Genomic DNA, 14157 nt, shown 5'->3' with positions numbered 1-14157 from the left:
ACCCAAAACGCCAACATCGAGCGTGTCGATGCAGAGAACTACTCAACGGCGTTCGCCAAAGGCAATCGCAATCGCGAGATGATTCCAGTTTCACGCTGGTTTCATCCTGCTTGACTACCAAATAAGCATGGATGCTAAGGCTCTATCTCGTGCAACGGCCTCGTCATCAGTCTTCCGCTGACTCGATTCGGGCGTCGCGGGTACCACCTGGGACTGGCTCGACAGCAGGCTGGCGTTGACCGGTGCCGATTCACTCGAGGGAAGCGGTTCACCGGCGGGCGCCGATTGTGATTCACTCGAGATCGATGCCGACGGGGTAGCCGCGGCCTGGTCGGCGTTGCTGGCGGTTGATGCGCCATTGTCCGCCTGGCTAGCGATGTTGGTGGCGTCCAAATTGATCTGTAGGATCGAGTCCGTCCACGCAGTCGATCCGATGGGTCGAACTAAGGTCGTTTGCAGCCGACTGTAGACGTACTGTGGTAGGAGCCCGAGTTCGCGGAAATTTTGGTCCGAGACGGTTTGGTCGGTAACGACGGTCACGGACACTTCGTTGACACCGCCCTCGAGATAAGCCGCCGGCTGAACTTCCTCAATTCGATAGGTGCCCGGACTCAGTTCATCGAATTCATAGCGTCCTGTGCCGTCGGTTGTCGCCTGTTGCGTTTCGCCCGTCGCGACATTGGTCAGCGTGATGACGACGCCAGGAATGCCCTCGACGAGCTCGGGCGTGTTGTTCGTATTGGTATCGGCATAGACGAATCCGCCAATGGTCTCGCTTCCCGAACCCGCCGTCACGGTAATCAAGCCATCGGTGGCGTCGCTGCCGGGGACGGGGGTGGGCGTGACCGGGATTTGGCCCTCGTTCAACTTGACCTCGGTTAAATCGAGGATTGCTGTGTCGCCTGCGACGGCCGAGCCCGCGATGGAGAACGGCAAAATTACGAGGCTTCCCCCACCGGTGGGCAACCCGGCCGATGCTGAAACGAAGATGGTCACGGTGCCCGCGGCGTCGTCCACATTCGCGGTGACTTGGGTGTCGAGACCTGTCCACACCGAACCCGCGGTGATCGCGTCGGGATCGATATCGAGCAGATCCGTATTGTAGCTGAGCCGGATTTCGGCCCCTCGAATGGCTGCCGCATCGTCGATGTTTAAGGGGACGGACACCAATGCCGAGGCGTCTCCCGTCAGATCATCGGGGATATCAACAGCGGCGAGCAGTCGCCGTGATTCGAGCGGTTGGACCGTCAGCGATCGAGAGCGTTTTTTCTTCATGTGCGTTTTGACTCGCGAGAGTGCCAGCAAGTTCCTACAGACAGATCAGTTTCACAGAATTGTGTTGATTTATGCTGGCTACGGGGCTGTGACTGACCGGGTAGCTTTTGCCGGGGGGCGTCGCGTGGCACGTCGATGTGGCTAACGAACGGTTGCTCTGCAGACGTCTTTGATTATCGGCACCAACTGTCTAGCAGCCCGTGTCAACTCGGCGACCGCTGGACTTTATTTCGCGATGCGTCGGCGCGACAGTATATAGCGTTATAACCGCACAAATGAATCGATTTTGGGCGAGCATGGAACTTTCCGACGATTAGAATAGTCCAATCTAAAAATCCGACGAGACATAGACTGGAAGCCTTCCGTCGAGGGCAGCTGCCACAGGTAGAAACCCAGGATGATGTGGTCGGACATCGGAATTTTGTTTTCGGTGGAGTGGGGGGTTCTCCCCCTCTTAGACGCAAGCATCCGCGATGGCTTTTCGTGTTGTGCTGTTGTTGCTCCCTCTCGCTTTACGCAACCACAGTCACGATGTACCTCCCCAGTCCCACCCATGTGAGTTCTCTTCTCTATGCGTAGTTTTTTCAAGTCGATCCGTTCTTCGTCCAACTCACGTCGAATTAATCGTCAGCCGCGCAAACTGTCTTTACAATCTCTCGAAAATCGGCGTGTGTTGGCGGCGACCATCGCTGCTTTTGAGCCGTCCGCCAGCGGTTTCACGGCGGAATTCAGCGAGCAGGTTAACGTCGATGATCTGAACCTATTCGACACGCAAGGCCAAGCCGCTGGCGCCGCCGACGTGGTACTGCATGGGGCGACGACAGGCGATGTCCGCGGATCATTTGTTGTCAACGGTACCAGCATCGCCTTTGTCGCCAGTGACGGAGCGCTCTCGCCGGATACCTATACCGCTACCCTGCGAAGCGCCGCTGATGCGTTTACGGATCTCGCCGACGGAGAATTGCTCGATGGCGACAATGACGGTACCGCGGGCGGTGACTTTGTCACCACCTTCACCGTTGACGCGGCGCCACCTGTCTCGGTCAGCCTGCCCGGCATTGTCCGTGGCCCCGGCCAGGACTTGCAAACCCCGGATGGTGCCGGGTTGCAGGACGGGCTCCCGATTCAACTGAGTCAGTCCGAGGGTGTGACCTCGGTGACCCTGACGATCCACTACGATCCCGCGATGCTCGATATTAGCGACGTGCAATTGGGAGCGGACGCTCCCGCGGGCAGCCAAGTCATTTCAAATCTAACCGTACCCGGGACGGCCACGGTTTCATTCTTTTCCATCAATCCATTAACCGCTGACCAAACCGATTTCCTCAAGCTGATTGGGTCGGTACCCGACGACGCGGCGTATGGAACCTCACAGGTCATCCATCTCTCAGACCTTGATGTCAACGCCGGCGCGATGGATGCCATGGCTAACGACAGTCTGCAAGTCGTGGCCTACCTCGGCGACGTCAATGGGAACGAACGCTACGACGCTGAGGATGCTCGCCTGGTCGCTCGCGTTGGAGTTGGCCTCGATACCGGTTTTGTCTACTCCGATCCAACCAGCACCACACCCACGAACCGATTGTTCCCTACGATTGACCCGGTTCTGCTAGGTGACGTGACAGGGGCGGACGGGCTCAGCCCGCTGGACTCCAGCGATATTCTCCGCCGCGTTGTCGGATTGCCGACTCCCAACCTGCCTGAGATCCCCGGCGACGTGACACATGCGCCGAGCGATATTTCTCTCTCCAACAACTCGATCATTCAATCGGCCCCCGTCGGCACCTCTGTGGGCACGCTGACGAGCACCGACGTGGATGCCGGTGACACATTCACCTACACGCTCGTCGCGGGCACGGGCGATACCGACAACGCCTCGTTTGTCATCGATGGCGACGAAATCAAGACCGCTGTCACACTCGATTTTGCTACCCAATCCAGCTACTCCGTTCGTGTTCGAAGCACCGACTCCAGCGGCCTGTCGGTCGAAAAGACATTCACGATCTCAGTGACGGAAACCAACACGGCTCCGACCGCGATCGAACTCAGCAACGACACGATCGACGAATCGTCACCCGACGGCACCGTTGTTGGCACTTTGTCCAGCACCGACGCAAACGTTGGTGACACGTTCACCTACGCTCTCGTCGCGGGCACGGGCGATACCGACAACGCATCGTTCGTCATCGATGGCGATCAGCTCAAGACGGTAGGAACTCTCGACTTCGCTACCCAGTCAAGCTACTCGATTCGAGTGAGCACGACCGATGCCGGTGGCCTATCGACCGAAGCTGAGTTCACGATCACGGTGACCGAGACACCCGCCAACACGGCTCCGACCGCGATCGAACTCAGTAACGACACGATCGATGAATCGTCACCCGACGGCACCGTTGTTGGCACGCTGACGAGCACCGACGCGAATGTCGGTGACACGTTCACCTACGCTCTCGTCGCGGGCACGGGCGATACCGACAACGCATCGTTCGTCATCGATGGCGATCAACTCAAGACGGTGGGAACTCTCGACTTCGCTACCCAGTCAAGCTACTCGATTCGAGTGAGCACGACCGATGCTGGCGGCCTATCGACCGAAGCTGAGTTCACGATCACGGTGACCGAGACACCCGCCAACACGGCTCCGACCGCGATCGAACTCAGCAACGACACGATCGACGAATCGTCACCCGACGGCACCGTTGTTGGCACTTTGTCCAGCACCGACGCAAACGTTGGTGACACGTTCACCTACGCTCTCGTCGCGGGCACGGGCGATACCGACAACGCATCGTTCGTCATCGATGGCGATCAGCTCAAGACGGTAGGAACTCTCGACTTCGCTACCCAGTCAAGCTACTCGATTCGGGTGAGCACGACCGATGCCGGTGGCCTATCGACCGAAGCTGAGTTCACGATCACGGTGACCGAGACACCTGCGAACACAGCTCCGACCGCGATCGAACTCAGCAACGACACGATCGATGAATCGTCACCCGACGGCACCGTCGTTGGCACGCTGACGAGCACCGACGCAAACGTTGGTGACACGTTCACCTACGCTCTCGTCGCGGGCACGGGCGATACCGACAACGCATCGTTCGTCATCGATGGCGATCAACTCAAGACGGTGGGAACTCTCGACTTCGCTACCCAGTCGAGCTACTCGATTCGGGTGAGCACGACCGACGCCGGTGGCCTATCGACCGAAGCTGAGTTCACGATCACGGTGACCGAGACACCCGCCAACACAGCTCCGACCGCGATCGAACTCAGCAACGACACGATCGATGAATCGTCACCCGACGGCACCGTTGTTGGCACGCTGACGAGCACCGACGCGAATGTCGGTGACACATTCACCTACGCTCTCGTCGCGGGCACGGGCGATACCGACAACGCATCGTTCGTCATCGATGGCGATCAGCTCAAGACGGTAGGAACTCTCGACTTCGCTACCCAGTCAAGCTACTCGATTCGGGTGAGCACGACCGACGCCGGTGGCCTGTCGACCGAAGCGGAGTTCACGATCACGGTGACCGAGACGCCCGCGAACACAGCTCCGACCGCGATCGAACTCAGCAACGACACGATCGACGAATCATCACCCGACGGCACCGTTGTTGGCACTTTGTCCAGCACCGACGCAAACGTTGGTGACACGTTCACCTACGCTCTCGTCGCGGGCACGGGCGATACCGACAACGCATCGTTCGTCATCGATGGCGATCAACTCAAGACGGTGGGAACTCTCGACTTCGCTACCCAGTCAAGCTACTCGATTCGAGTGAGCACGACCGACGCCGGTGGCCTATCGACCGAAGCTGAGTTCACGATCACGGTGACCGAGACGCCCGCGAACACAGCTCCGACCGCGATCGAACTCAGCAACGACACGATCGATGAATCGTCACCCGACGGCACCGTTGTTGGCACTTTGTCCAGCACCGACGCAAACGTTGGTGACACGTTCACCTACGCTCTCGTCGCGGGCACGGGCGATACCGACAACGCATCGTTCGTCATCGATGGCGATCAACTCAAGACGGTGGGAACTCTCGACTTCGCTACCCAGTCAAGCTACTCGATTCGGGTGAGCACGACCGACGCCGGTGGCCTATCGACCGAAGCTGAGTTCACGATCACGGTGACCGAGACACCCGCCAACACGGCTCCGACCGCGATCGAACTCAGCAACGACACGATCGATGAATCGTCACCCGACGGCACCGTTGTTGGCACGTTGTCCAGCACCGACGCAAACGTTGGTGACACGTTCACCTACGCTCTCGTCGCGGGCACGGGCGATACCGACAACGCATCGTTCGTCATCGATGGCGATCAACTCAAGACGGTGGGAACTCTCGACTTCGCTACCCAGTCAAGCTACTCGATTCGAGTGAGCACGACCGACGCCGGTGGCCTATCGACCGAAGCTGAGTTCACGATCACGGTGACCGAGACACCCGCGAACACAGCTCCGACCGCGATCGAACTCAGTAGCGACACGATCGATGAATCGTCACCCGACGGCACCGTTGTTGGCACGCTGACGAGCACCGACGCGAATGTCGGTGACACGTTCACCTACGCTCTCGTCGCGGGCACGGGCGATACCGACAACGCATCGTTCGTCATCGATGGCGATCAACTCAAGACGGTAGGAACTCTCGACTTCGCTACCCAGTCAAGCTACTCGATTCGAGTGAGCACGACCGACGCCGGTGGCCTATCGACCGAAGCTGAATTCACGATCACGGTGACCGAGACACCCGCCAACACGGCTCCGACCGACATCGACCTTAGCAATGACACGATCGATGAGTCGGCGCCGATCGGCAGTGTCGTGGGAACGCTGAGTGCGATCGATGCCAACGCCGGTGACACGTTTACCTATAGCGTTGCTCTCGTCGAAGGCGCTGGCGATACCGACAACGCATCCTTTATGATCGACGGTGACCAGCTCAAGACCGCTGCAGGCTTCGATTTCGATACGCAGTCGAGCTACACCATCCACCTCCGGGTCACGGATGCCGGCGGACTATCGGTCGAGAAGACCTTCACCATCCATGTGACCGAGACGCCCGCCAACTCGGCACCCACGGCGGTCAATCTCGACCAGAACATTGTTGCGGCAGGGCAACCTGTCGATACCGTTGTTGGCGCTCTTAGCAGCGTTGATCCTGATGCAGGTGACACGTTCACCTACACAATCGTCTCCGATGGCGGTGGTCAACCGGACGCGTTCAAAATCGTTGGCGGGAACCTGGTCACCAACCAGAGCTTCGATGATGCGATCCAGGACATGTTCTCGGTGGATGTCCAAACCGAAGATGCCGGTGGGCTGACTCTGACGCAGACGTTGGAGATTATGATCAGCGAGGCGAATGTTGCCCCGACAGCGATCGCGATCACGGGCAGTTCGATTCCTGCCAACCCGCTGTCAGGCACCTTGTTCGGTACGCTGTCAACGGCTGACGCCAACACGGCCGACAGCCATGTCTACACACTGGTTGCTGGCGATGGTGATGCGGACAATGGCTCCTTCGAGATTGTCGGCAATGAATTGAGGTCCACCACGGATCTTGATTCGTCCGCACAAGCGAGCTACAGCATTCGCGTGCGAAGCGAAGATCGCTACGGCTTGTCCATTGAAGGCGTGCTCACACTGGACCTGGAAACGGTCTAGTTGAAGTCGAGTCCGTGAGAAATCGATCAGGGAAGGCAGACGCATCCCAGTGAACTAAAACGTCCAACGGGCGGCCTTCGGGTCGCCCGTTTTTTTTGCTCCATCCGGCCCAGCGGTTCATGCGAGGAAACTCATCGCCCTGGACGCCAACGCAACGATTCGAAGCGCTACGCGCAGCAAGCAGTCTTTCGGGGTATCATTTTGGCTTGCTCATCTCTCACCGGAACAACCTAAATGCCATCATCGACTTCCGCCAGCTCGCGTTTGGCTCCCCGTCACTCGGTGATGGCTTTCATCCTTGTGGCCAGTTGGGCACTGGTGAACTCGCCCGCCCCCGCTGCGGGGCCGCCCTCGAAGCTGCTGGAGCTTGCCTTGGTCCCGGCTGCGGCGGACAGCGATTGGCTGGTTGGATCCATTGCACGAACGGCAGGTGCCTACCGCACCGAGCGTCCGGGGGAACTGGTTTTGGACAATGGTCTCGTCCGACGCACGTTTCTCATCGAACCCAACCTCGCCTGTGTCGAACTACGTCAATTGCAGAATGGCGAATCGCTATTACGCAGCGTTCGGCCTGAGTGCCAGGTTCGCATCAATGGCCAGGACTTCAATGTCGGCGGTCTGGTAGGACAGCCGCTGGGGAACTTCCTGCGGCAGGAATGGTATCCCCAGCTCAAAAACGATCCAGCATCTTTCCAATTCGCGGACTTCTCTGTCCGTCCGATAGAAGCTCGGTTCGCCTGGAAGCAACGCCCTGCGTGGATGGCCAACGACGTGGCCTGGCCACCCAAGGGAGTCGAAGTCCAATTCGAATTTACAGCGCCACTCCAGGCAAACGCAAATCCAGAACGCACAACGCTTTTGGAAGAACGATTTGAGAGCCTGTCCGATTCATGGAAAGTGACGACCAGCGATCTTCATCCCCGGACTTCATTTCAGAACGAAGGCAAAGTGGGAGAAGTGTTTGCTTTGGAAAACAGTTTCGCCTATGCCGAACGAAAATGGCTAGACGGTGCGCGGGGCGTCGAATGTGAAATCGATCCTGGAACCGACAAATCGGCCAGCTGGGGGCCAGGTCTAGCGATTGTGGGAACACGTGGTATCGTGCGACTCAACCTGCGTCCGGGAAAAGCCGAACTGGGCATCCTGCAGAATGACCAGGAAAGAACCCTGTCGGGAATGACGCCCGACAAGCCGGTGCGATTGCGTTTGCTGCTTTCCGAAGACGGCCAGTCCATCCAGATGTGGGCTCGAAGCCAGAGCGAAGCATGGCGTGACATCGGCGCGGTCTCTTCGCCCGGCGAACTAAAATCAGTCCGCGTCGGCAAGATGTCTCGCAATGGAAAAGCCGAGGACTACTCCGATCAACCCAGCGAACCGCAGCGCTGTCGAATCAGTCAATTCGCTTTTCTGGGGAAAGTGAGTGACACGAGCACGTCATCTGTGAGTGGTGTCAAAATTGTTGTGCACTACGAAATCTATGACGGCCTGCCACTGATCTGCAAATGGTTCACACTGCAGAACAACAGTGGTCGGCCGATCCATCTCAATGCATTCACCAGTGAAATTCTGGCGTGCGCGGAAGCATCCAGCCAGGTCGAAGACCTGGCCGCACCGATGTACCCCAATCTGCACGTTGAAACCGACTTCACGACCTGCTCCATGCACGGCGCCAGTGCGCAGAGAGATTCGGTGCATTGGATGGCAGACCCAACCTACAAGACGCAGGTGAACTACCTACTGCAGTCAAAGTGTCTGCTGGAATGCCGTCCTCCGCTGGGGCCGGATGTCGATGTCGCCAATCAAGAAACATTCGAATCGTTTCGCACCTGGATCCTCGCCTATGACGATCGAAACGAAACTCGGCAGGCACTCGCTCTCTGCCGTATGTACAAGACCATTTCGCCTTGGGTCACCGAAAATCCTTTAATCCACCATGTTCGCAGTGCCCAACCTGACGCTGTTCGTTTGGCAATTGACCAATCGGCCGCAGTCGGTTTCGAGTTGGTGATCATGACGTTCGGCAGTGGCTTTAATATCGAAAATGAAGACCCGGACTATCTGGCACAAATTCGTGAACTGGCGGATTATGCACATGAAAAAGGGATTGCTCTGGGCGGGTATTCGCTATTGGCAAGCCGTTCGGTCAGCGCCAAAGACGACGTGGTTAACCCGGAAACCGGCCAGCCCGGTGGGTTTGCTCGGTTCGGCAATAGCCCCTGCCTGGAAAGTGAATGGGGGCAAGACTACTTTCGGAAACTCTACCAGTTCTACGAAGCAACCGGGTGCGATCTGCTGGAGCATGATGGTTCGTACCCTGGAGACGCCTGTGCTTCTCATGATCACCCCGGACATGCTGGCTATCAGGATTCTCGGTGGCGGCAGTGGCAGGCAATCACACAGTTCTACCGTTGGTGTCGAGGCCGCGGCGTCTACCTGAACGTGCCCGATTGGTACTTCTTGAACGGTTCCAACAAGAATGGCATGGGCTATCGTGAAACGAACTGGTCGTTGCCACGAGATTACCAGGAGATCATCGAGCGACAAAACATTCACGATGGAACTCGCTTCAAACTCCCGACGATGGGCTGGATGTTTGTTCCTTTAACGCAGTACCACGGGGGCGGGGCAGACGCGACCATCGAACCGCTCAGCGAACACCTGGACCACTACGAACGCCGATTGCAAAATCTGTTGGGGGCCGGAGTGCAGGCTTGTTTCCGAGGACCTCGCCTCTACGACACGGAAGAAACCAAATCAATGGTGAAGCACTGGGTCGATTTTTACCGACAGCATCGGTCGATCCTGGACAGCGCATTGATTCCTCTGCGTCGAGCCGACGGACGAGACTGGGACGGTTGGCTGCACGTCAATCCTGAACTGAAGACGCCAGCGCTCGCCGTCGTCTACAACCCGCTCAATGTACCGATCACGCGCGAGATCACCATTCCGCTGTACTATTCTGGCCTGAGCGAAACGGCGACCGTCCGTATCGTCGGTGGTGACAGCCAGAAGATAAATCTGGACCGCCGCGAAAATGCAAAAGTGACCGCAACCATCCCAGCCCAGGGTGCCACCTGGATCGTTTTTTCACCGTAAGCGCATGCGGGTGATGCATTCCGCACAGGTTTGCCACACGAGTGAGTCAATCGGACCATCCGACTGTCGCCGGAATCGACTTTGACACGCTGTCGCCGCTTCTGGGCTTTCATGAGACGCCGGCCATGGGCAGACGCCGACCACGGGACGTGTCCGCCACGATTTGTGGACATCGAATATGCTGGCCGCTGGCGCCCGCTTTTGGCAGCCCACCGATTCGGCCAAAGTCGAGTCACGGCGTCGACAACCGGAGCGGGTCCGCACTGGGGAAACAATTTAGGAACGAGCGGGAAATTACTGCCTGATATTGTGGCCGAACGCTCCGCGGTCGACCATTCCGACCGGGGAGCGTTCGGCCACTTATTTTCCGCTCGTCCCTTCGTAAAATGGCCTCAATACAACCAGTTTTGGCAGCAAGTTTTCACAGCGGGCGATTGAGTCACACCTCGGAACTTTTCAACTCAGCTGCCCCCCTTATGCACAAACACAATCATCCTCATTGGACATTCAACATGAAACGCGCCTGCTGCTTCATCGTCGCTCTCATGCTTGCACCTGCGGTGTTGGCAGAAAGCCTGCCGCTTGTTCCCAAACCTGTCGAATATTCAATCGCTGACAACAAAATGATGCCCATCCCCCGGGTCATCACGGTGTCCGCGCCGAACGATCCCGCCTGGAAAGAGCACATTGAGATCGTGGGCACCACGATCGATCAAATGACCAAGGGCAAGCACCAACTCAAATTTGCTGGGGATGCCGATACCGATGTCGTGCTGGTGATTCAACAGGACAAGACTCTTGCCCCCGAGGCGTACACGCTCAGTGTCACGGACAAGCAAATCGCGATGACGGCATCGACCCTGAAAGGGCTGGCCCACGGCACGGCCACCCTCCTGCAACTAATCGGCGGCTATGACACCAAGCCGATTCCACAATTGTCGATCAGCGATTCGCCAAAATTGACCTATCGAAATTTCATGGTCGACATGGGACGCAACCCACTTAGCGCTGAACTATTGAAAGAGACCATCGACCTGCTGTGGTTTTACAAAGTGGATTCGCTGCAACTGCATCTGACGGATGACCAGCGTTTTGCGTTTCCCTCAACCGCGTTCCCCAAACTGTGGGATGGTCTGATTACGCTTGATCAGTTCAAAGAGATCGAAGCTTACGCGGTCGCTCGCGGCGTCACGATCATCCCGGAACTCGAGGTTCCCGGTCATTCGGGCAAGTTGCGAGGTCTTTACCCCGAGGTGTTTGGCGAGACCGGCACCGACCTTGTCAAAAGCGACGAAGCTCTGAAAGGCATCCAAACGCTTCTCGATGAGATGATGGATGTGTTTTCCTCGACGCCTTACATTCATATCGGAGGTGACGAAGCATTCGGCGTCCCAGAGGATCTGCAACGGGACCTGATCAACTCGCTGCACGCCTACCTGAAATCCAAAGGAAAGCAGACGTTGGTTTGGGAAGGGCCGACTCCCGGAAAAGGTGACAACAGAGTCAACACCGAAGTCATTCACATCAATTGGCGGACGATCAACTATCCGGCCGACCAGATGCTCGCAGACGGCTACCGCGTCGTCAACGCGGCCTGGGATCCTCTGTACCTTGTGGACCATTATCCGCGTACCAACTTCACCATGACATCGCCGCAGCATATCTACGAGACGTTGTCGTTGACTCGTTTTAAACACGTGAACCCGGGCATTCCCACTTTTGCTGATCCAATCGAAACTCCTAAGACGGATGGGTTGATTGGATTCTGCATGCCTTGGTGGGAAGGCCGCGAGCTGAACTATTTCCCGCAAAATGTCCCGCGTTTGATTCCGTTTGCGGAAGTCGCATGGACCCCAGACGTCACACGTGACTACGCCGACTTCTCCGCTCGAGCGGCAAAAACCGAAACCGCACGCCGCGCCGCGTTCTATCCGGTCACGATCGATGCATCGGACTTGGTCATCGCTGACGACGGTGTCTTTCACCACAACACGAATATCGAATTAACATCCAGCCCAGCCGCTGAAATCCGATATACGCTTGATGGTTCCGAGCCGAATGTTAAGTCCCCGCGATACGAGCAGCCGATTCCGCTTTCCAAAACCGCGACCGTCCGGGCTGCCGCATTTGTCGACGGAAAACAACTTGGCCACGGCAGTCGCAAGAATTTCACCGCCGTGACACCGATCGACAATCTTGCTTTGGGCAAGCCTGTGACTTCTTCGGTTTCCGATGGCAGTCCATTTTCCATGCAGCGGATCACCGATGGCGGCACCGCCAACCTCGATTTTTACCTCGGTTATCCTGCCGTGCCGGAAGCGGTCGTGTTGACGATCGACCTTCAGAAGCCACAACTGGTGAGTAGCGTGACAGTGGTCGCCTACACAGTCAGCGGCTCGTACGAGAAGTACACCGTCGAGGTCTCGGCCGACGGCAAGACATTCGACGAAGTCGCGTCACGACTTGAAAAGCCCGAAAAGCCTACCCCCTCAGTCGAACACCAATTCGAACCGCGAAACGTTCGCTTTGTACGCATCCGCAGCCAAGGCAATAAAGGCTATGTATTCGATTCGTTTTCGAAAGTAGTGGAAGTGCAAGTCCGTTGAAACCGGTTGGCAAAAACGACGCACGACGCACGACATCGACGAGATCAACGGTGTCCCGCACCGTGATTTTCGGCAATCACGGTGTCGCCGTTCATTTCTTGGGTATTGCTTTTGAAGATCCATCGGCCGAGCCTAGCAGCGGATCTCGGCGTGTCGAGGTCGGCGTGATGCGACGGATGAACTGAATCGCAATCAGCCCGTTGGTGGTCGACAGAACAGGTTGGTGCATGATGGCGTGATTGGCAGCAGGGGGCTCTGTCGAGGACGCCTCCCGAGGACCAACGAGAAAGCGAGTGAATTTGTCGCGGCACGCTGCGGGCTCCTGATCCGGTATGATGGAGTCGGAATATCGATGTGTCGGCGCATTCAGGGACTGCGCTGACAATGAGCTGCGTCGACCGGACAGCTCAAGTTCGATCGAGCGTACTTTTCTTCTGTGGATACCGAGGCACTCATGCTGGCACGACTGAAGACATTCACGTTGTTGGGCATTGAAGCGATGCCGGTCGATGTGGAGGTCGACATCTCGCCCGCCGCGATGCCGAAGACCATTCTGGTCGGACTGCCCGACACGGCCGTCAAAGAATCGACGCACCGCGTCGAACGAGCCATTTCCAACAGCGGTTTTATTCGTCCCACCGATCGTATCGTGGTCAACCTAGCTCCCGGCGATTTGCCCAAGCAGGCACCCTCGTTTGATCTGCCGATCGCACTGGGCGTGCTCGCCGGCAGCGGGCAACTCGATGCCGAACGGATCGAAGACTACGCCGTCGTCGGCGAACTCGCGCTCGAGGGCATCACACGCCCCATCAAAGGCGTGTTGTCGATCGCCATCGAAGCTGCCAAAGACAAATCACTCAAAGGATTGATCGTCCCCTCGGAGAACGCACCCGTCTCTCAACCAAAGACTTCTGATGACATGCAAAATATCGACCGCGAGGCATGCTGCCCTAATGCGGTCTATCTTTGCCGACCTGGATGACGTTCCCACATCAACGCCAGTGGTCTGCTATGCCCGAGTGTCCGGTCGTGAGCAAAAGCGAGCCGGGACGTTCGACAAGCGGAAACAGCATCTGCCCGCTGCTTGCCGCGTGATAGGCTTGACTGTGCTGGCCACTCCCCCTGATTGTTCGAGCGGGTACGTTTTGGATGGACAGGAAGACCAGCGGAAAAGACTGATAGTGGCTTGCGAGTTCGCCAAACAGCATGACGCCGTCGTGGTCGCCCATTCGATTGATCGGTTCGTGCGAAGCGAGGGCTACGAGTCGGATGCCCAGATCCCAACGAAGCCAACAGCCGAGAAATACGAACGATTGAGTGATTGGTGTGGTGGCGTGCACCTGCCCGACGACGTTCTCCATCACGATTGCGGCTCGCTTGAGCGAACGACATTCGGCGTCAAGTATTACCATGTGGCGTTTGAGACCGGGTGTGGATTCTCTTGAATCGAGCCCGAGTGCTTCACGCTGAGGGAAAACATCCCGTCGACAGCGA

At 57.4% G+C, this 14157-nt stretch carries 7 protein-coding genes; 5 read left to right on the top strand and 2 right to left on the bottom strand.

Annotation, left to right across the window (positions count from 1 at the left end):
- Positions 1 to 114: 114 nt before the first annotated feature.
- Positions 115 to 1275: an SdrD B-like domain-containing protein gene (locus tag SH410x_RS00870; RefSeq protein WP_473673801.1), complete on the bottom strand. Its 1161-nt coding sequence runs from the start codon at positions 1273 to 1275 to the stop codon at positions 115 to 117.
- 571 nt (positions 1276 to 1846) lie between these two features.
- Between SH410x_RS00870 and SH410x_RS00865 the strand changes: the two genes are divergently transcribed.
- The 3 genes from SH410x_RS00865 (at position 1847) to SH410x_RS00855 (ending at position 12663) form a co-directional block, all read left to right on the top strand.
- On the top strand, positions 1847 to 6961 hold the full coding sequence (locus tag SH410x_RS00865; RefSeq protein WP_473673799.1) for a beta strand repeat-containing protein: 5115 nt from the start codon (positions 1847 to 1849) through the stop codon (positions 6959 to 6961).
- A gap of 234 nt (positions 6962 to 7195) precedes the next feature.
- Complete coding sequence (locus SH410x_RS00860) at positions 7196 to 10057, top strand: hypothetical protein (RefSeq protein WP_473673797.1); 2862 nt, start codon at positions 7196 to 7198, stop codon at positions 10055 to 10057.
- 512 nt (positions 10058 to 10569) lie between these two features.
- Positions 10570 to 12663, top strand: a complete 2094-nt coding sequence (locus SH410x_RS00855; RefSeq protein WP_473673795.1) for a family 20 glycosylhydrolase — start codon at positions 10570 to 10572, stop codon at positions 12661 to 12663.
- Positions 12664 to 12754: 91 nt separating this feature from the next.
- Here the strand turns inward: SH410x_RS00855 and SH410x_RS00850 are convergent, their stop codons facing one another.
- Positions 12755 to 12892: a hypothetical protein gene (locus tag SH410x_RS00850; RefSeq protein WP_473673793.1), complete on the bottom strand. Its 138-nt coding sequence runs from the start codon at positions 12890 to 12892 to the stop codon at positions 12755 to 12757.
- A 207-nt stretch (positions 12893 to 13099) separates the two neighbouring features.
- Here SH410x_RS00850 and SH410x_RS00845 point away from each other — a divergent pair, with 207 nt between their 5' ends.
- Together SH410x_RS00845 and SH410x_RS00840 are read left to right on the top strand one after the other, a co-directional pair.
- The gene (locus SH410x_RS00845) at positions 13100 to 13645 is read left to right on the top strand and encodes a magnesium chelatase domain-containing protein (protein ID WP_473673791.1); all 546 of its coding nucleotides are present in this window, start codon (positions 13100 to 13102) and stop codon (positions 13643 to 13645) included.
- Positions 13578 to 14108, top strand: coding sequence for a recombinase family protein (locus SH410x_RS00840; RefSeq protein WP_473677453.1), 531 nt, complete (start codon positions 13578 to 13580; stop codon positions 14106 to 14108). The genes SH410x_RS00845 and SH410x_RS00840 overlap by 68 nt, the downstream gene beginning before the upstream one ends.
- Positions 14109 to 14157 lie beyond the last annotated feature (49 nt).

This window comes from Rhodopirellula sp. SH410 (assembly GCF_055811895.1).
The sequence above is the reverse complement of the archived record's forward strand: the minus strand, read 5'-3'. Positions and strand labels throughout refer to the sequence as shown.